We start from the raw sequence: 19,997 nt of genomic DNA, 5'->3' as shown, positions 1-19,997 counted from the left end.
CCTCGGGGGAGGGTCGCGGCGGGGGGAAGTGCTGGAGCTGGTGCGCGGAATCGAACCGCGGACCTACGCATTACGAGTGCGTTGCTCTACCAGCTGAGCTACACCAGCTCCGGGAACCGACGTGGACGAGACCGGCGGTCTCGTGCGCGGAGGAAGCCTGGTGCGAAGGGGCAGAATCGAACTGCCGACACACGGATTTTCAGTCCGTTGCTCTACCAGCTGAGCTACCTTCGCATCGAGCAGGGCAGTATAGGAGGGCCCCCCGAGGGTGTCAACGTCCGCAGCCGCGGCGTTGCCGGCAGTGTGCCGGCCATGGCGGCGGCATCAGCGGTTGCTGGCGTCCTTGGCGGCCTCACCACCCTGCTCGCTGCCGGTTTCCTCCGCCGGGCCGGCGCCTACGGTGCGCCGGTCCACGCGGTAACAGCTGCCGGCTTGACCCTTGGCGTACTTCTTCATTTCCGCTGCTCGGTTCGACACCTGCATGGCATCGCCGACCACGCGCTGTCCGTTGGTGACCACGCCGATGGAGACGCTCATGAGGGGGAAGCGTACGCGCTGTCCTTGGCGGTTGATGCTCTCCAGGTAGCCCGAGCGCAGGTGCTCGTCGCGATAGAAGCGGCCGATGCCGGTGTCGAAGCGCTCGATCACCGTGGCGCAGCAGGTCTCGAAAGTGTCGAGGTCCACGAGGAAGAGGAAGTCGTCGCCGCCGATGTGGCCGACGAAGGAGCTCTTCGAGTGCTCCTGGGTGGTGCGCACCAGGATCTCCGCCAGGAACTTGATGACCTTGTCGCCGGCCTCGAAGCCGTATTCGTCGTTGTACGCCTTGAAGTGGTCCAGGTCGGCGTAGCAGGCGGCGAAGGGCGTGCCGGCTGCAAGGACCGCTTCGATCTTCTTGGAGATGACGTTGTTGCCCGGCAGGCCGGTGAGCGGGTTGGCGCTCATCGTCTCCTGGGTGCGGCGCAGGATCATGTGCACCCGGGCCAGGAGCTCCTCGAACTCGAAGGGCTTGACGATGTAGTCGTCGGCACCCTCGCTGATGCCGCTCACCTTGTCGGCGATGTCCCCCTTTGCGGTCAGCATGATGACCGGGATGCGGCACCAGGCGTTGCGCTTGCGGATCTCGCGACAGGCGGTGAAGCCGTCCATCTTCGGCATCATCACGTCCAGCAGCACCAGATCGGGATGATGGGTGTCGATCTTCTCCAACGCCTCCAGGCCGTTGGCGGCGAGGACGCACTCGAAGCCCTTCTTCTGCAGCCGGAAGCGCAGGATGCGGGCGATGTCCTGGTCGTCGTCGACGATGAGGATGCGGCTCATGAGACGGCTCCGGAGGTGGCGGCGAGTGCCTCACGCACCTGGAAGAGGAGGAAGCCCAGGTCGTAGGGCTTCCACAGGGTCAGGTCGGCCTGGGACCAGGAAGCCAGGAACTGCTGACGCTCGCCGGCAGCGACTCGCCGGGCGGTGAGCATGAGGATCGGGAAGCGCGGCAGCGCCCCGCGGCGCATCTCTGCTTTCAAGCGCCGCGACACTTCGTAGCCGTTCAGACCGGGCAGCATGACGTCGAGCAGGGCCAGATCCGGGGGTTGCTGCCGCGCCCGTTGGAGGGCGGCGAGACCGTCGGCTTCCACCTGCACCGCGTGTCCTTCCTGCTCGAAAGCGAAGCGCAGCGTTTCGAGGATGTCGCCGTCGTCGTCAACGACGAGGATGCGGGCCATGCAGCACCTCCCCGCGGCGTGGCAGCGCCGTGAGCCCGTGGCGGCAGCGCACCGCCGCCTGCAGCAGCACCGGATCCGCCGCCGCCCCTTGCGGCAAGCGCCGCAGTGCCAGGCGCAGCCGCGCCGCCGCTGCCGGCGGCACCTGTTGCCGCAACGCCGCGGCGAGAGCCGGGGCGAGGGCGCGCACCGGCGCCGCCGACCAGAGCACGAGGGTGGTGGCCGAGAGCTCCACGACCCGGCAGGCCGGATGTCCCAGCCGGCGGCGGAGGCCTTCTTCCAGCGCCGGCCCCGAGGTCACACGGCCGAGGTCCTGGCGCACGATGGCGACGCTGCAGGGAGCCGCCGCGAGCGCCGCGGCGAGCGCTGCCACCAGCGCGTCCATCCGTTGCACCAGCCCAGAGGTGCGGAGATCCGCCGGCAAGGTGACGACGAAGCTGGCGCCGCGCGCCGGCGTTTCGGCGCGCAGATCGCCGCCCATGCGCCGGGCCAGACGCTGGGACACCGCGAGACCGAGGCCCATGCCCGGAACTCCTGTCGCTTCGCTGCCGCGACTGAACGGCTGGAAGAGCCGGCGTCGCGTTTCCTCGCCGAGGCCGACGCCGGTGTCGGAGACGCGCAGCTTGACGAAGATGGGCTTGAAACCGAAGCCGCCGGCGAGCAACAGCATCCGCCCCGGCAACACCGCCCCCTGGGCCGGCAAAGCGGTCACTCGCACCTCGCCCTCGGCGGGGGTGAACTTGAGGGCATTCGACAGCAAGTTCACCAGCACCTGTTCGAAGGCGAAGGGCGCCAGCGGGATCGCCGCCAAGCCTGGCTCCACCTCGAGACGCAGGCCCAAGCCCCGGGCCTGCGCTTCGGCGCGCTGCTCGTCCACCAGGCGGCGCAAGACGAGGGCGAGATCCACCGGTTCCAGCCGCAGCTCCGCTTCTTCCAGGAGCGCGATGCTGGAGAGATTGAGCAGCACCCGTTCCGCGCGCTCCAGGCCGCGGCCGGCGATACTCAAGAGGCGTTCCTGTTCGGGATGGAGTCCGGCGCTGCCGCCGAGGAGCTGCACGGCGCTACGCGTCGGCGCCAGGGCCCCGCCCAGTTCGTGCGCGACCATGGCCAAATCCACCCAACGCTCCAACACGGCCTCCAGCGGCTCGATCCCTTGGGCGGCGCAGCAAGCGCCAAGCCAGCCACGACGTTGCCGTCGTCGCACCGAGGCGGCGCTGCATGCATGGAGCTTGCCGCAGGCCTTGGCTGGAAAGGGTGGCGAGGAGCGCCAGCGGCTACGGAGTGTGGCGCGGAAAGCGGAGGCGGAAGAGCGTGCCCCAAGGCGGCTCGGAGAGCACTTCGATGGAACCACCGTGCTCCATGACGATCTGGTGCACCACGGCGAGCCCCAGGCCCGTGCCTTCCTGCCGCGTGGTCATGAAAGGCACGAAGAGGAGTTCGCGGATCGAAGCGGGAATGGGGTCGCCCGTGTTCGCCACCTCGAGCTCCACGCTGTCTCCTTGCGTGCGGGTGACGACGCGGATGCGCCCGCCGCTGGGCACGGCGACGATGGCGTTCATCAGCAGGTTCACCAGCACCTGCTTCATGCGATCGCCGTCGAGATGGGCCCGCGGCAGGTCCGGATCGAGGACGAGCTCCAGCTCGCCGCGCCCGGCGCGGAGCTGCTGGCGCAGCAGCATGATGCTCTCGTGGATGACCTCGTTGAGCGCCGTCGGTCCGCGCTGCAGCCGGGCGCTGCGCACGAAGGCGAGCTGGTCGTTGAGGATCCGCTCCAGCCTCGAGGTCTCCTGGGCGATGACCTCGGCGGCCTCGCGCTCGTCCGCCCCCAGGCTGTCACTCCGCAGCATGCGGCGGGCGAAGCCGCCCAGCGCTGTGAGCGGATTGCGGATCTCGTGGGCGATCTTCGACGACGCCTGGCCGAGGGCGGCGAGCTTTTCGTTGCGATGCAGCAGGTCGTTCAGTACCTCGATGCGGCTCTGGTCGTCCTGGATCGTCTGCACTCTGCGGCCCGAGAGCACGGCGATCGCCGCCTGGTCGGCGATGATGGAAAGGAAACGCCGGCTGTGGCGGTCGAAGTGGTTGCGTCCCGCCTCGGCCGCGGTGCGGTAGACCATGAGCACGCCGACCATCTCCTTGTCGATGCTCATGGGCGCGCTCACCAGAGCGGCCGGCCCCGCCAGACCTTCCAGAGGGGACTGGCGCGCCCCGGGGCCGAGGCGGAGGGTCTCGCGGGCGATCTCGCCGCAGCGGGCGGTGACCTCGTCGGGCAAGGCCGCACCGCTCAGGTGGTACTGCATCTCCAGGCGCGGTTCGGCGCCGGCACCCCGGACGATGTAGAGGAGCGCCCCTTCGGCGTGCAGGACGGAAGCGCTGATCTGCGCGATGCGGCGCAGCACTTCGACCCGGTCGATGCTGGAGAGCAGGGCGCGATTGATGGCTTGCACTTCGTTCAGCTCGGCGTAGCGCCGGCTCACGTCCTCGAACATGAGGGCGTTCTCGATGACCACACCCACATGGTTCGCCAGTCCCGAGAGCAGGTAGACCCGATCGCTCTCGATGGGGGCATTGCTGTAGAGGTTGTCCGCCACGATGACGCCGAGGGCGCGTTCGCGTCCGAGGATGGGGATGACCACGAAGTCGTTGGCGCCGAAAGCGTCGGCGAACGGTTCCGGTCGCTCGCCGCGGAAGAAGTGGATGTTGTACGGCTCCGGCGAGAGGACGGCACGCACGAGGAGACTGCCCTCCGGCTCCAGGGGCACGGAGAATTCGCGGATGCGGGCCGCCAGCGAGCCCGGCGCCGGCTCCTGATGCAACTCCTCCACGGCCCGGCGCAGCACGTCCTCCAGGCTGAGGCGTTCCAGGCTCGCCCAGATGCGCAGCGCTTCGTCGCCGGAGGAGGGCCCCACGGCCACGGTGCCGCGCAGCTCCCGCTGTTCCTCGTCGAGGAGGAGCAGGAAGGCGCGATTGAAGCCGATGGCCTCGCCGGAGGTGACGCAGGCCATGAAGGCGCGCAGCACCTGGGTGAGTTCCATCGAGCGGAGCGTGACGTCGAGCCCCTTGAACAGCAACGACAGGTCGGAGATGCGCCGCTCCAGCGCCGCCGAAGCCAGGCGCGAACGCTGCAGCTCGAGGGCGTCCTCGAGACGCGTCTGCAGGTAGCGGCCGATCTCCTCCAGGAGGGCGCGGCCGGCGGCAGCACCGGCTTCGTCCTCCAATCCGAAGCCGAGAACGATGCGCGTGTGCCGGGGCAACCACAACGCCAGACCGAGAGCGCCGTCGCTGCCACCGCACCAGAGCCGCTCGGCGGGCGGCGCCTCGGGCAGTCCCAGGCGGGCCGGTAGGGCCTCGGCATCGGTGGTGGCGTGGGTGAGGCGCAGGCCGCCGAGCGGGCCCTCGCCGTTGCCCTCTGCCACCGCCCAGACGGCGCCGAGCTCGCGGCGCAAGAGCTCCCAGCTGCGGCGCACGAGCCGGATCGGTTCGCGCTCGGCGGCGAGCTCGTGGACGCAGCGCGCCAGGCTGCGGGAGACCTCCGCGGCGATGCCTTCCACCGGCGTCCTCCTCCGCGCCGCCGCTCTTCCCACGGCGCCGCGTCGCGGCTCTGGGCTCGCGACGGCCCGATTACCCCGTTGCCGCCGTCGGCGCCGTGCGTCCGCCCGCTTCCAGGTGACGCCGCAAACAGCGGCCGGTCCAGGAGCGCGGCACTTCCAGCAAGCCTTCCGGCGGCCCGGCGTAGACGATCTCGCCGCCACCCGCACCGGCTTCCGGTCCGAGGTCGATCACCCAGTCCGAGGCGGCGACCACGTCCAGATGGTGCTCTACCAGCACCAGCGTGTGACCCCGTTCCACCAATTCGTGCAAGATGCGCAGCAAGCGCGAGACGTCGTCGAGATGCAACCCCGTGGTGGGCTCGTCGAGGAGGTAGAGCATGTTCCCCTCCCGCGTCGCCGCCAAAGCCCGGGCGATCTTGAGGCGCTGCGACTCGCCGCCCGAGAGCGTCGGCGCCGCCTGGCCGAGCCGGAGATACCCCAGGCCGGCGCGCTTGAGCAGGTGCAGTTTCTGCCCCAACCCCGGCGACTCGTGGAAGAAGGTCATGGCCTCGTCCACCGTCATCTCCAAGACCTCGGCGATGTTGCGCCCGCGGTACTCCACCGCCAGGACCTCGGGCTTGAAGCGCTTGCCCTCACAGTGCTCGCAGGGGACGAACAGATCGGCCATGAAATGCATCTCGATCTGCACCGATCCCATGCCCTCGCAGTGCTCGCAGCGGCCGCCCTGGGTGTTGAAGCTGAAGTGCCCAGGGCCGAAACGGGCGAGACGCGCGGCGCTGGTGGCGGCGAAGAGGCTGCGCACGTCGGCGGTGCCCTTCATGTAGGAGAGCGGATTGGAGCGCGGGGTGCGCCCGATCGGAGCCGCGTCCACGAGCACGACGTCGTGCACCAGATGAGCGCCGCGCAGCGAGTCGTACCAGCCCGTAGCGCCGCGGCTCGGCGGCACCTGTCCGGTGAGGGCGCGATGCAGCACTTCGGTGACCAAGGTGCTCTTGCCCGAGCCGCTGACGCCGCTCACGGTGACGAAGAGCCCGACGGGAATGCGCACGTCCACACCCTTCAAGTTGTGCAGCCGCGCGTTGCCGAGCTCGAGCCAGCGCGACCCGGGTTGCCGGCGCCGCGGGCGCGGCTGGATCTCGGCGGCCCCGGTCAGGTAGGCGAGGGTGCGCGACGCCGCCACGCTGCCGCTCTCCGCCACCAGTCCGGCGCCGTCGGGAGTGCGCAGTCCCGCCAGCGCCCCGGCGAAGACGACCTCGCCGCCGTGCACTCCCGCCCCCGGTCCAAGATCGACGAAGTAGTCGGCCGCGGCGATGACGTCGGGATCGTGTTCCACCACCACCACGGTGTTGCCGAGATCGCGCAGGCGCTCCAAGGTGCGCACCAAGCGTTCCGTGTCCCGGGCGTGCATGCCCACCGTGGGCTCGTCCAGGATGTAGAGTGCATCCACGAGGTTCGACCCCAAGGCGCTCGCCAGGTTGATGCGCTGCGCCTCGCCGCCGGAGAGCGTGCGTGTCAGCCGGTCGAGGGTGAGGTACTCGACGCCGACGGCGCAGAGAAAGTCCAGGCGGGCGCGCAGCTCGGCGACGATGTCGGCAGCCACCTGCTCCGCTTCACCCTGCAAGGCGAGCTCGTCCACCCAGGCGCGCAGCGCTTCCAGAGTGAGGCGCGAGAGAGCCGCGATGTCGAGGCCGCCGACGCGGACGCAGAGCGCCTGGCGCTGCAGTCGCCCGCCGGCGCAGCTGCGGCAGGTGCTCTCCTCCATGAAACGGCGGGTGAAGAAACGCGCGTACTTCTTGTAACCCTTGGCCCGCAGCCCCTCCAGGAACGGAATGACGCCTTTGAAACCCTGGGTGCCCTCGAGGATCGCCTTCTGGGTCGGTCGGGGCAGCTCGCACCATGGCGTCTGCCAGGGAATCCGCTGGCGCCGGCAGAACTCTTCCAACCGCCGGGCGTAGTACTCGAACTTCCCCGTTCCCCAGGGGGCGATGGCGCCGTCGGCCAGAGTGCGCTCGGGCTCGGGCACGATGAGCCGCTCGTCGAACTCGAGGCGGTTGCCGAAGCCACGGCAGTCGGGGCAGGCGCCGAGGGGACTGTTGAAGGAGAACATTCCCGGCGATGGCCGGGGCAGATCGAGGCGGCAGCGCACACAGGAGCCGCGCTGGTCGAGTCGCTGGCGCTCGCCGCTCTCGGCCTCGACGACGCTCGCCGCGCCGTTGCCGGCGCGGTATGCCGTCTCCAGCGCCTCCGCCAGCCGCGCCCGGGATTCGGGCCGCGCCACGATGCGGTCCACCACCACCTCGACGCTCTCGAGCGCGGCGGGCAGAGAGGGTGGCGGTTCCAGATCCACGCTGGCTCCGTCCACCCAGAGCCGGGCGAAACCGGCGCCGCGCAACGGCTCCAGCACCTCGGTCCACGCCGAACCTGCCGTGCGCGGCAGAGCGAAGAGGACGACGAGACGGGCACCGGCAGGAAAGCGCGCCAGCAGCAGCTGAGCCCCGGCGGAAGGTGAGAGCGCCGCCGAGGCTTCGCCGCATTGCGGGCAGTGCACCTGGCCGACGCGCGCGAAGAGCAGGCGCAGGTAGTCGTACACCTCGGTGGCCGTGCCCACGGTGCTACGCGCCGACTTGACGTGGTTCTGCTGGCGGATGGCGATCGCCGGGCTGATGCCGGATACCTCGTCCACCTCGGGACGCTGCATGCGCTCGAGGAATTGCTTGGTGTAGGTCGAAAGCGATTCGACGTAACGCCGCTGCCCTTCGGCATAGAGCGTGTCGAAGACGAGGGAGCTCTTCCCGGAGCCGCTCACACCGCTCACCACCACCAGCCGGCGGCGCGGCAAGCGCACCTCGATGTTCTTGAGGTTGTGCTGTCGGGCGCCGCGGATGGTGATGGGCTGCACGGTCAGCGCTCCTCGAGAAGGAAAGCAGAGCCCACAGGACGGGTGACGCCAGAGGCGCCGAACAGGGAAGCATAGGAAGCGCGATCGACACTGTCAACGCGCGCTTCTGTCGCAGTGGCGCGGGGCGCGCCCGACCGTGCTCGCCCATGGAGCGGTTGAAGGCCGACACACGAACCGGAGCGGGCTCCCCGCTCAAGGCGTGCTGCGGCCGGGGGCGCGGGGCAAGCGCGGCAAGCGCAGCGGCGGATGCCGCGCCAGCACCGCGGCGTTGCGCGGGTGCTCGCGCAGGAACACCGCCGACACCGCCGAGGGCCTTTCGGGGTGGCTTGGATCGGGGCCGTCGTAGAACACCAGACGCCACTCGCCGGAACGCAGGAGGAACTCGGTCAAGGGATGCACTTGCAGGGGGCCGAAGTCCAAGGTGAGGAGCTGCCAGATCACCACGTTGGCATCGTAGCGATCCAGGAGAGCGCGGACCGCGTTGTCGCTACCGCGCGGGGCGTAGTGCAAGAGATCGTACTCCTGCAGGCGCGCGGCGCCGTAGAGATCGCCGCGCGAGTCGATCCACACCTGGGTCTGCGGATAGAGCGTGAAGGCGAGATAGCCGCCCCAGCGGTAGGGGTTGACCAGGTGACCGGGCAGACGCTGCGCCGCGAGCCACTGCGCTGCCGCCACCGGGTAGCGGCCGGGAAGGAGCCGTGCCTCCGGGCTGCCATCGCGCGGGAAGGCCGGGACGAGCGCCGCCAGCGCCAGGGCGGCGCTCACAGCGACGACGAGCCGCGAGCGGCGTGAAGCGGTGCGCCGGCGACAGAATTCCTCCAGCGCCTGGACGCGGCGGAGCGAAGCGAGCTGCCAGGCGAGAAGCGGCGTTCCCAGAAGCAGGAAGAGCGGCGCATGGCGCTCGGCGGCGAACGGCAGCGCCACTCCCCCGAGCCGCGGCATGGAGATCCAGCCGAGCACGAGCGCCAGGACTGCCGGTGCGAAGGCGCTGCGCCGGCGCAGCAGGAGGAAAGCCCAGAGGCAGAGGACCAGGCCGAGATGCACCCAGGCGTAAGCGCTGTCCAGCTGCCCAGGGCGCTCCTCCTGCACCGTGAGTGCGAGTCCCGCGCGGACGTAATGCAGCGGGTAGAGCGCCCCCTCGAGACCGTTGGGATTCACCCGCGTCGCCAGAGCGCAGGCACCGGCGAGGAGAGTGAAGCGCCGCGCCGCCAGCGCCGACGCCGCCGAGCGCGTCCGCATCCACACCCCCGTGGCGCCCGCCGCCCAGAGCAGCACCATGCCGAGACCGAGCATGAAGCCGCCATGGAGATTCACCCAGAGGGCGAAGAGGAGAGGCAAGAAGAGCGCGCTCGGCCCCGGCCGCCGGCGCTGCCGCTCCAGGAGCCAGAGGACGAGCGTGACGAGGAGATAGCTGGCGAGCTGCGGCCGGTCGAGCCAGTTGCGCTGGGAAGCGAAGGCGGCGGGAACGAGGAGTCCGAGGGCGAGCATCGGCCCCGCCTGCAAGCGGGCGATGGCGTAGGCGCCGGCGAAGGCCGCTCCCACCAAGAGTCCGCGAGCCAGCACGACACCCAGCAGTCCGGCGTTGGCGTGGACGCCATGCAAACCCAAGTCGGCGAGCCATTCGTGCGCCGTCCAGCGCTGGCCGGCGAGGGTGTAGGAGAACGGGTCCGTGTGCGGGATCCCGTGGGCCGCGATGAATCGACCCGTGGCGAGATGCCACCAGACATCAGGGGTGAGGATGGGAACGCGGGACGCCGCCGCGACGAGCGCCGCGAGGGCGGGGAAGACGAGAACATCCACGGCGCCGCGAGGCGCGGTCGCGGGCGGGCTTCCCTGCTTCCGAACGCTTCCGGACACGGCTCCCCCAGAGTGCCCGAACCCCTTGAGACATCGTACTCTACAGCGACTGCAGGAAGCCAAGCGGGTAGGCTAGCATGCACCCGTCGTGGCACCGAAACCGGAAGGGGTGGGTTCGATCGAAACGCTGGACCAGCTCTTGGAAACGCTCCGCTTCCTGCGCAGCGAGCACGGCTGCCCCTGGGATCGAGCCCAGAGCCTGGAAGCGATGTGCACCTACCTGATCGACGAGGCCTACGAGCTGCAAGATGCGGCGCACGCGGCGCAGGACGACGCCTGCGCCGAGGAGCTGGGTGACGTGCTCTTCCTCCTGCTCTCCGTGGCGCTCATGCTGCAGGAACGCGGCGGTCCGGAGGTCGGCGAGATCGCCCGCCGCACGCGGGAGAAGATCATCCGCCGCCATCCGCACGTCTTCGGGGCGCTGCAGGCGCAGAGCGCCGAGGAAGGCGCCCGGCACTGGCGGGACATCAAGGACGCCGAAGCCCGGGCGCGAGGCGAGGCGGCGCCGCTCCTCCTGGACACGCTGCCCCGCTCCTTGCCGCCGCTCCGCCGCGCTCTCACGGTGCAGCGCCGCGTCGCCGCGGTGGGCTTCGAGTGGGACACCGCCGAGCAAGTGCGACAGAAGATCGTGGAGGAGACGGCGGAACTGCAGGAGGTGGTGCAGAGCGGCGAGAAGTCGCGCATCACCGACGAGCTCGGCGACATCCTCTTCTCCGTCGTCAACCTGGGACGTTTCCTGGGCGTCGATCCCGAGGCCGCCTTGCACTCCACGGTGAGCAAGTTCGTGCAGCGCTTCGGCCGGGTCGAAGAGGCGCTGCGCGCCCAGGGCCGCAGCCTGGAGGAAGCCACTCTCCCCGAGATGGACGGGCTCTGGGAGGAAGCGAAGCGGCACGAAACCGGGCCGTCAGGGACGACCGGGGGTGCTTGAGCCCTCGGGAGCGCTCCGCTCCTGATCGGGACAGCCGTCCAGGTCGCGATCGCCGTCGAAATCCTCCGCCTCGTTCGGGCAGGCGTCCTTGTCGTCGCTGATGCCGTCGCCGTCGTTGTCCCGATCCGGCCGCCCGTCGCTGTCCTCGAAACCATCGACGTCCTCGGGGAGATCGGGGGCCAGGTCTTTGACGTCCGGGACGCCATCCTGATCGTTGTCCAAGTCCGGGCAACCGTCCTGATCGGCGAAGCCGTCGAAGTCCTCGGCCTCCTTCGGGCAGGCATCCTTGCTGTTGGGGATGCCGTCGCCATCGTCGTCGTGGCGGCCGAGCCCGCCGTGCCAGACGAGACCGAGGGCGAAGCGCCAGTCCGGACTGTCGGTGACCGACGGCGGCGGCGCATCCGCCTGCAGCGAGACCGAGGCGGCGAGCTTGAGGTCGATACCGCGCTTGAACTTCACCGTCGCTCCCTGGGTGAGGAAGAGAACGTTGTCGGCGAAGTCCACGCCGTCCTGATGGGGGAGGAGATCCATGGAGAACTCGGTGAACACGTCGAGGGCGCTGGTGACGAACTCGAGCCCGACGCGGAGGAGCAAGGCGTCGTTCTCCGTCGGACTCGCACCGGCAGGAAGGGGCGGGTAGGCCGGGGGCCAGAACCCCCCTTGGCGCAGGGAATCGAGCGGCGCCATGCCGACGCCGCGCACCTCGTTCCGGTTCCAGCGATAGCTGCCGTTCAGGTGCAGGCGGGTGGGCAAAAAACGCTGCATGTGGGTCAGGTCCACGGTCAGCAGGCCGCCGGCTTCGATGTCGGTGCTCTCGCTGCTCATGCCGCGGGAACTGCTGCCGGTGGCAGCGCTCACCACTCCGAAGCCGCCGAGACGCACGGTCTTCCAAGGCAGCGGCAGCTGCAGCTTGGCGCTCGTGAGCAGATCGCCGAAGCCGACGAGGCTGGCGGGTTCGATGCTGCTGCCCGCCGTTTGGTTCACCCACCAGGAGCGCAAGGGAACGGAGACCGACGCTTCGAGATACGGTGACAAGCCGTAGGCGAGATGGAAATCGGTGAGGAGGAAGACATGGTCGTTCCCTGCCGCGTCCTCGAGCCAATGCATGCGGGGAAAGACGCCGAGGGCCACCACGCCGCGGCCCTGGATATCGGCGGAGCGCACCTCGAGCAAACCGCGCAAGCCGCCGGGAGTACTGCTTTGCCCGCGGGCCGGGGCGGCGGCGGCGCCGGCCAGGGCGGCCACGAGGCAACAGGCAGCGGCCCGGGGGATCAACGACCGCCTCCGGAACGGCGGCCGCGCCCCGGCGGGCGCCGGCCGAGGTCTTCGGGGCCCACCCCCGCTTCGATCTCGGCCACCAGCTTGACGATGGCGGGGTGCTCCTCGACGCGCTCGAGCCCGGCGGTCTCGACGACCAGGAAGCGCAGCTCTGGGGCGCTGCGCGCCGCCCAGTCGTCGTACGCCGCGTTGAGGCGCTCCAGGTAGGCGCGCTCGATGCCCTGCTCGCATTCCCGGCCGCGACTTTGGATGCGCTGCAACAGCGTGTCCACGTCGGCGCGCAAGTAGATGATCGCGTTCGGTGCCTGCAGATACGAGGTCATGCAGCGGAAGAGAGCCATGTAGTTGTCGAAATCCCGGACATCCATCGCCCCCGTGTCGTGCAAGGTGCGGGCGAAGATCTCGGCGTCCTCGTAGATGGTGCGGTCCTGGATGCAAGAGAGCATGTTGTCCATCATCTTCCGATGCATCTCGAAGCGCTTGGAGAGGAAAAAGATCTGCAGATGGAAACTCCAGCGCGGCATGCAAGCGTAGAAGTCGTCCAGGTACGGGTTGTCCACCACGGGCTCGAAAAAGACTTCCCAACCCAGGCGCTCGCCGAGGACACGGGTCAAGTGGGTCTTGCCGACGCCGATGTTGCCGGCCACGGCGAGGAAGTATCGCTGCACGCCACCTCACCCCCGGGCGCAGTCGCTGCGCCACCCTCCACCCATGGTACTCCCCGTCTCCCGCCGCAGGCCACGGGGCAAGGCGCTTCGCCGCGGTCCGCCACGCTCCTGGGCCATGCTCTCTAGCGAATGATGGCGACGCGCCCGAAGGACTCGAGACCCGAGTCCAGGTCGACGATCTTGTAGATGTAGACCCCCGAGGCCACTTCCCGGCCGGCGCCGTTCGCCGTGTCCCAGCGCAGCGTGCCCGGAGGATCGCCGGCGCTGGCGTCGGCAGGGTGGTGGAACTCCCGCACCAGATCCCCGGCCAGGGTGAAGATGAGGAGCGTGCCCCGCGGGGGCATGCGGATGAAACGCACCGTGCAGGTCGACTGCGGGTCCAGCTGATCGCAATCCACCTGGCGGTACGGATTGGGCACCGCTTGCACCGGCTGGAATTCCGCTGGCGGCGGGCGCAGGAAGTCCACCCGCAGCTGGCAGGGGCAGCCCTCGTCGGGCAGGGGGCTGTCGAAGGGGATGGCCCCGAGCGAACCGCCACGCACGGTGTCGAAGCCTTGGTCGTAGGTGGTCACGGCATAGTGGTAGACATTGCCGTCGATGACGAAATGGTCCAGGAAGGTGAAGCGGCGCGCCAGCGGCTCGACGTCGGGCCAGGAATTGTCGGGGCGCTGCCTGTCCCTGAGCTTGCTGTAGGTGCCGACGACGCGGGGCTCCACGTTCGGGTCCGATGCCCAGCGCCAAATGTGGAAGCCCTCGAAGTCCTCGACGTCGAAGACGGCGCTCCAACCCCGGCGCACCCGTGCCCCGCTCTTGAAGGTGATCCGCACCCCAGGGACGACGATGGTGTCCGGGGGCGAGCTCGGCGTGCGGTAGAAGACGAAGGGCAGCTTGAGGTCGGCGTTCGAGGCATCGAGTGTGAATTCGGCGCGCCAGTCGGAGGGGAAGGGGAGGAACTTGCTGGACCATGCCACCCGGATCACATCGCTGCCCACGGTGCCCGAATCTGCATTCGCGCCGATCTGCAAGATCGCGATCTCGATGCGCTGATCGAAGAAGCCGAGAAAGGTGCCGGTCACCTCGATCTGATCCGTCGGGATCAGCCCCCCTTCCGGAACTCCCCAAGGGCAGCCGCTCCCCCCGACCGCGGTGTCACAGGCTGCCGCCTGCAACGGCGTGCGCAGGCTCGTGGTTTCCCGCGGTGGGGCATCGAAGGAGAGCTCGAGCCCCTCGGTCACCACCCGGGTGGCGAGCTGCGATGCCACGGGGGAGCACATGGTCAGCCGGTGCGGGAACTGCGGGTCACGGCAATAGGTGCTCTGCGCCACGACGCCGCAGGGCAACAGCATCAGCAAGCAGAGACCGGATAGGCACCGGATCCGGGCGAGGAAGGGCATGGACACCTCACACAGGCGGGAGGCGGCGACGTCGCCGCCTCCCGCTCGGGACGTTGGCGGACAGGGCCCAAGACCCTGACCCCCTCCGGCTCAGGGCAGACTCGTGCCGAGTCGGAAGTGCCGGACCAGGACGAAATGGACCAGTCGTTCGTGGGACGACAGCTCGAGCAACGGCGGATCGAAGCCACAGTAGGCGCGGCTGAAGTGCGTCTCCACCAGCGACCCCCGCGCCAGGATGAAAGCCGGTTGGTTGTCCGAAGTGTCGGGATAAAAGACCGTGCCACCCTCACGCAGCTGGGCCACGTAGCAGTAGAGGGGTAGCGAGATCCCGGGCAAGGGGTTGACCGGCGGACTCTCGTTCCGCATCGCGTTCGGCATGTTGTAGATCTCGATGTTCGTCCGTCCTGCGGTTCCCCCCTGGCCCCAGGCGGAGGAGAGCGCCAGCGTCGGCGCTCCCCAGGCCCCGAGCTGGTCCACGAGCCGGAAGGTGTGCCGGTGCGGCACCGGGTTGGGATTCTCGTCGGTTTGCACCTGGATGGTGGCGCCCGCCCGCAGCGCCGCGAAATCATCGGGAGACAGGGTCAGTGAGTGCCGGTCGTTGAGGTTCGGCGCGCTTTCGGAGGTCTGGTAGGTCGTGCTGACCGAGGGAATGCGCTCCACGTCCGCTCTCTCGATGGTCACGCTATGGGAGTGCCCGGCCTGCACGTCCGAGGTGGTCGTTTGCGCGGCGACGCCGGCGACGTCACACACCTGCAAGCCATAGCACCAGAACGGCCGCGTATTGCGCTTGTTCTCGGTGGACGAGCCCACGTCGAACATCTCGATCCCCATCTTGTAGAGCAGGCTGTTGACGCCGACCGAGTCGATCCCCGGCGGGTGCGGCTCGCGCGGATCGTCCCAGTCGGTCACGTTGACGGGATCGGTCTCGTGGCCGACCTCGCGTTCGTCGGGCCACAGCTGCCGCGCCGGGCGGAAGCCGTTGATCCACAGTGCGCCGCTGTTGGCCAGGTAGATGTTCATGAAGTTGAAGGCCTTGGAGGAGGCCTGGTTGCGCGACGGGATGGGATCGAAGAACTGCGCCGCCCGCCGCAGCCCCGAGCTGCCGTCCCGGCCGCTGATCGTGCTCCAGACGATGGCCTTGTAGTCGAACACCTTCTGGATGGGTGGCGGCTCCTTGCGATTCTCAAGGACGTCGTAAACGTCCAACTGGTTATCGAAGATGATGTTGTTCGCCCCGGCGACCTGACTCAGGACCTGCAGCCAGCGGGCGTCCTCCCCGGCTTCTCTCGGGGTATCGGTCTGGTAGTCCGTATCGTCCACCCAGAGCAGGTCGCGGGCGCGCGTCACCGCGTGCACCGTGATCTCATAGATCGCCCGGGTAATGGATTCGGCGTTGTCGCGCACCTCCACGAAGAACCGGTGCGAGCCGGTGCTGAAGGCTCGCGTCGGCGCGCGGGTGTTGCTCAGGGCCCAGCTGGACCATTCCTGGTCGTTGTCGGGGTCGCGGATGTCCCAGCCGTAGCGGTAGGCGACGATCTCGCCGCCGTACTTCGAGGCGTCGGCGCTCCAGCGGAAGTTGATCGGCTGTCCCGCGGCGATGTCGATGGGGACGGGCCGGGAGCCGCCCACGAAGGTCGAGGTGCCCAGGAAGACCTCGCGCACCGTGAGCACGGGACCGACGGCGCCGCTCACCGTGACCAGAGCCACGTTGTTCTTGTTCTTCGTCTGGTAGTCGAACACCGGGGTGATCGCCCCGCCCTCGTCCATGGCCTGCACCGCGAAGATGTAGTAGCCCTGGGTGGTTCCTTGCGCCTCCAACAGTCCGGAAACCACGGTCCGCTTCCCCGACCGGTCGTCAGCATCCCAGCGCTTCCACTCGCTCCAGGAATAGCGCGCCGGCAGGTCGTAGAGGGAATCCGGGAAGCTCGTGTAGGTGTCCCCGGGACGGTTGATGTCGATGGTCGAGGAGATGAGGACGTACCGCGACGCCACCGGTTCGATGGAGGAGGCCTCGTCCACTGGATCCTCACCGTCCCAGTTGAAGACGACCACCGGCGGTGCGGTGAACACACCACCCGCGGCGACGGGGGGCTTGATGAACACCGTGGGAGCGATGTTGGTCGAATTGAAGGAGCGGTAGTCCGGCGTCGGGTCGACCGCGCCCTCGTTGTCGACGGCGCGGACGAAGAAGGTGTGCCAGCGCTCGAACGGCGTGTCGCGAACGTCGCCTACGTTCTCCCCCGGCCCGGGCTGCGGGTCCCGCAGCAGCGAATCGGCCAAGCTGACGAAAAGGGAGTCCGTGGCCGTGGTGCCCACCCAGCGCGGGTCATCCGGGCTCGGCACGGTGATCACCACGCGGGTGGGATCGTTGTCCCCCGGGTCGCCCTCCATGTGGGTGCGGATGGGCGGGTGGTCCACCAGGATGAAGTCGTAGTGGCTCACCGTCCCGTCTCGATCAGTCCCCGACCAGTAGAGCTGCACCCGGTAGAGGGCGGCAGCGGTGGAATCCGGTGGGCCGCTGGAGAGCTTTGTCTCCGGCGGCTGGTTGGGGCGGACCTTCTCCACCCCGAGCTCGTTGTCGCCGCACCCTGCCGCCAGGACGAGGGCGAGGAGCCAGACAGCGCGCCTCATGGCATCCACCTCTTCCGCAGCGCGAAGGGGCTGGGACTCGGACCGGAGTTCCCGGCGCTCGCGCCTGCTTTCTGGGTCAGGCGGCGAACCTCTTGGTACTGCCGCCAGATCACTTGCCGGCTTACCACCTGCGTGGTCCGGCCGAGCCGGTAGATGGGGATGGGGAACTGGGCAGGTCCCTGGCCGAGATCGCTGGGCTGATCGCAGGTCTGGCCGATGAAATCCGTGTCCCGCCCCTGGAGGGTGAAGACGTAGGTCCCGAAGTGATCATCGTTGAGCACCGCTCGCGCGCGCTGCACCGTGCAGGGCGTGGTGACGCACACCGTATCCAGCACCATCCGGACGCGCAGGACGTCGTCGTAGACCTGCTGGCCCGGCGGGTCGCTCTCGGAGCGGACGTCTTGGTGCCAGTTCCCCTCGTCGCGCAGCCCCACGTCGGCGCAGTTCGGCGTGGAGCAGTCGAAGGTGTAGATCCAGGAGAGGATTCCCGTGCTCGAAGTGTTGTAGTAGACCGTTCCCCCCGGTGGGTTGAGATCGCGGGGATGGTCGTGTCCCCAGGCCCGGAAGGGGAAGGTGAAATCGTTGTAGCCGAGCCCGAGGGGCGTGGTCGTCGGATCGGCGATGTGGGTTCCCACCACCGCCAGCGTGTCCGGGCCGAACACCGGCGGGTTCGTGCTCCAAGGGCAAAGAACGGGCGCGAAGATGTCCGGGCACTTGGGGATGAAGACCAAGACCTTGGGGATCTCGAGGCTGTCCAGCTGCGGCGTGCCGCTGACGTAGAAGGGAATCGCCGCCGGGGTGCCATCCACCTTGTCGTTCTCGTCCACCGCTCCGGCCTCGAACTTGTAGTCCAGAGGACAGGTCCTCCAGGTGGCGTCGGCGCCACGGTAGGTGCCGCCGCCCGCCGCGGGCGGAACGATCAGGTCCGACGCCGGCTTCTCGGGGTCGGAAAAATTCATGTTGTTGCTGGAGTAGTCCACCGCACCGTACTCGAAGCGGAAGCGGTAGCGCGCTTCGGCGCGCCCGCTCTCCGGGTCGATGGGTGGATCGCGGTCGTCGTCCTCGCCCTGGGCGAAAAACCGAACCCGGCTCAGGTTCGGCAAGGTATCGCCGGGACAGAAGACGCGCCATTCGTCGCGGGGGAAGCTGTCCACCAGACCGATCCCGGTGATGAAGCCCACCGGCACCTGCCGCGACGGCGAGCAGTTGGCGGGCGGATGGGGACAGTCGCACTCGGGGAGCGAGAACAACCGAGTGTCCGGGTCGTAGTTCACCGTCACCAGACGGTGACCTTTGTCCAGCAGAGATTGCTGCTTCGCCTGATCGCGCACCCGGACGTGCCAGCTGAAGTCCCCCGCCGGCACCGGCTTCTCCCGGCTGCTCTCGGTGTAGACCGTCACCGTGTCGTGTGCCGCCGCGAGATGCCAGCGCAAGCGCTGCTCCGGATCGTAGCCGGTGGTGTCGCCCTGGATCCCGCTCACTTGGAGGAAGAAGGTGTCCAACTTGGTGTAGTACGGCTCCCAGAGGTCGAGATTCGGTTGCCAGGTGTAGCCGGTGATCGCCCCGTTGTTGGAGCGGCCGACGAAGCGCGTTTGGAAGCTGGTGAACATCGGCACCGTGCAAGGCAGGGCGGCGGCACAGGGGAGTACGCGTGGATCGGTGGTGTTGGCGGTGACCCCGAGGAAGTCCACCAAGGGCAGCCCGTTGTCGACGACGCGGAAAAAGGAGCGCGCCGGCGACGGATCCAGCTCGCCGTAGTCGTCGATGGCGACGATGTTGAACACCTGCCTGCCGGCCTTCGAGTTGAAGAGGAAGATCGAGTCGTTGCGCGTGGTGTAGACACCGCGCTCGCGGTCCACCGCCAGGCTCGGGTCCCAGTTCAGCTCCTCGTCGCGGTTCAAGGTGTCGGTGATCGCGAAGAGGAAGCGCACCACCTGGCCGTCCGGATCCTCGCCACGCCAGTAGACATGATAGCGATAGAAAGCGTTGGCGAAATCCTCGGCGACGATGGTGAGGGTGGTTTCCGGAGCGCGGTTGCGGCGAAAGAGCGGGGGGACCTCTTCCCGACAGCCCACGGCCGCCCACCAGGCCAGAAGCAGGAGGACGCCCCCTGCCAGCGCGCGCCGTGTTTCCATCCAGACCCTCTAGTTCCCTGTGAACACGTAAGTTATAAAAAGCACTGAAATATAGAGTCGGCTCCTTGGGGTGTCAACCCCGTTTCGGCACCAGGAGCGGTCGAGGGGGGCGCTCGCCGAGGGCGTGAAGCGGCGCCGTGCGGCGACCCATGCCGCCGCCGCCGCGGGTGGCACCGTGACCGTGCCGTTACCGGCGGCGGCCATTTTTCGCCGCGCGCGGAGCAAAAAAAAAGCGGGGCGTGCAGCGCACGCCCCGCTTCCGGCCCAGGGGGACCTTACTTCATGACCACCATCTTCTTGGTCAGAAGCTTGTCTACCGCGTTGAGGCGGTAGAAGTACACGCCGCTGGCGACCTTGTTGTTCTGGTCGTCGAGACCGTTCCACACCATCGTGTGGTTCCGGCCGGCGGACATGTCCTTGTCGACCAGCGTCCGGACCAGCCGCCCGGCGACGTCGTAGATGCGCAAGCTGACGCGTCCACTCTGGGACAGGTCGAAGCGGATCTCGGTCATCGGGTTGAACGGGTTCGGAACGTTCTGATGCAACACCGGCTGACGCGGCAGCGCGTCGACATCCGGATCGTCACCAGTCCCGGTGGCCGGGTTCGGCGAGTGCAGGCAGGGCGCCGGGAGCGCCGCACCGAGGATCTGCTCCAGGAGCGTGAGCTCCGGCGGCGTCGCGGCGGGCGTGCCAGCGTTGTCGCGGATGTCGAACCACGGATGGGTCTGCTGGATCGTGTTGTACGCACCAGCGTCGTTCCGGTTCATGACGATGGCGCCGGCACCGAGAGCCGCGTTCACCGGGTTGCGGTACCTGTGGGTACGCACCGCGGTGCCTGCAGCGTCGATGGCGTCGTAGTTACGCACGACCGGGCAGCCACCGTTGAGCGAGTACAGGGTGGCGCTGAAGTCCACCAGCGCACTGCCTGCACCCGTGTCGAAGGTGAA

Annotated in this window: 13 protein-coding genes and 2 tRNA genes; 1 reads left to right on the top strand and 14 read right to left on the bottom strand. The window is 68.6% G+C overall.

Annotated features, from left to right (window positions below; genetic code table 11):
* Window positions 1–32: 32 nt before the first annotated feature.
* The 8 genes from VFE28_04915 to VFE28_04880 all read right to left on the bottom strand — a co-directional run bounded on the left by VFE28_04915 (window position 33) and on the right by VFE28_04880 (window position 10,016).
* Window positions 33–108 (bottom strand) — tRNA-Thr (locus tag VFE28_04915).
* Between the two features lie 50 nt (window positions 109–158).
* Window positions 159–234 (bottom strand) — tRNA-Phe (locus tag VFE28_04910).
* A 90-nt stretch (window positions 235–324) separates the two neighbouring features.
* Window positions 325–1,317 carry a response regulator gene (locus VFE28_04905; GenBank protein ID HZM15324.1) on the bottom strand — a complete coding sequence of 331 codons (993 nt, stop codon included), beginning with the start codon at window positions 1,315–1,317 and terminating at the stop codon, window positions 325–327.
* On the bottom strand, window positions 1,314–1,715 hold the full coding sequence (locus VFE28_04900; protein ID HZM15323.1) for a response regulator: 402 nt from the start codon (window positions 1,713–1,715) through the stop codon (window positions 1,314–1,316). The genes VFE28_04905 and VFE28_04900 overlap by 4 nt, the downstream gene beginning before the upstream one ends.
* Window positions 1,693–2,817, bottom strand: a complete 1,125-nt coding sequence (locus VFE28_04895; GenBank protein HZM15322.1) for a HAMP domain-containing sensor histidine kinase — start codon at window positions 2,815–2,817, stop codon at window positions 1,693–1,695. Before VFE28_04895 ends, VFE28_04900 begins: the two co-directional genes overlap by 23 nt.
* A gap of 169 nt (window positions 2,818–2,986) precedes the next feature.
* Window positions 2,987–5,260: an ATP-binding protein gene (locus VFE28_04890; protein HZM15321.1), complete on the bottom strand. Its 2,274-nt coding sequence runs from the start codon at window positions 5,258–5,260 to the stop codon at window positions 2,987–2,989.
* A 70-nt stretch (window positions 5,261–5,330) separates the two neighbouring features.
* The gene (gene uvrA / locus VFE28_04885) at window positions 5,331–8,159 is read right to left on the bottom strand and encodes an excinuclease ABC subunit UvrA (protein ID HZM15320.1); all 2,829 of its coding nucleotides are present in this window, start codon (window positions 8,157–8,159) and stop codon (window positions 5,331–5,333) included.
* A 192-nt stretch (window positions 8,160–8,351) separates the two neighbouring features.
* Entirely contained in the window at window positions 8,352–10,016 is a 1,665-nt protein-coding gene (locus tag VFE28_04880; GenBank protein HZM15319.1) for a hypothetical protein, read from the bottom strand.
* A gap of 88 nt (window positions 10,017–10,104) precedes the next feature.
* On the opposite strand from VFE28_04880, the gene mazG reads away from it, so the two are divergent.
* Window positions 10,105–10,944 (top strand): nucleoside triphosphate pyrophosphohydrolase, encoded by an 840-nt coding sequence (mazG, locus tag VFE28_04875; GenBank protein HZM15318.1) that lies wholly within the window; start codon window positions 10,105–10,107, stop codon window positions 10,942–10,944.
* Here the strand turns inward: mazG and VFE28_04870 are convergent.
* From VFE28_04870 to VFE28_04845, 6 genes are all read right to left on the bottom strand, one after another.
* Window positions 10,921–12,219, bottom strand: a complete 1,299-nt coding sequence (locus VFE28_04870) for a hypothetical protein (protein ID HZM15317.1) — start codon at window positions 12,217–12,219, stop codon at window positions 10,921–10,923. The two genes, mazG and VFE28_04870, sit on opposite strands and share 24 nt — an antisense overlap.
* Window positions 12,216–12,890, bottom strand: a complete 675-nt coding sequence (locus tag VFE28_04865; GenBank protein ID HZM15316.1) for a deoxynucleoside kinase — start codon at window positions 12,888–12,890, stop codon at window positions 12,216–12,218. The genes VFE28_04870 and VFE28_04865 overlap by 4 nt, the downstream gene beginning before the upstream one ends.
* 122 nt (window positions 12,891–13,012) lie before the next feature.
* On the bottom strand, window positions 13,013–14,284 hold the full coding sequence (locus VFE28_04860) for a hypothetical protein (protein HZM15315.1): 1,272 nt from the start codon (window positions 14,282–14,284) through the stop codon (window positions 13,013–13,015).
* Between the two features lie 90 nt (window positions 14,285–14,374).
* Window positions 14,375–16,915: a hypothetical protein gene (locus tag VFE28_04855; GenBank protein ID HZM15314.1), complete on the bottom strand. Its 2,541-nt coding sequence runs from the start codon at window positions 16,913–16,915 to the stop codon at window positions 14,375–14,377.
* Window positions 16,912–19,050 (bottom strand): hypothetical protein, encoded by a 2,139-nt coding sequence (locus VFE28_04850; protein ID HZM15313.1) that lies wholly within the window; start codon window positions 19,048–19,050, stop codon window positions 16,912–16,914. Before VFE28_04850 ends, VFE28_04855 begins: the two co-directional genes overlap by 4 nt.
* Before the next feature lie 275 nt (window positions 19,051–19,325).
* Window positions 19,326–19,997: FlgD immunoglobulin-like domain containing protein (locus VFE28_04845; protein ID HZM15312.1), on the bottom strand; the 672-nt coding region annotated here is incomplete at its 5' end.

It is taken from the genome of Candidatus Krumholzibacteriia bacterium (assembly GCA_035649275.1).
Classification (GTDB): Bacteria; Krumholzibacteriota; Krumholzibacteriia.
Note: the sequence above shows the minus strand (reverse complement) of the source record. Positions and strands in the feature narration are given on the sequence as shown.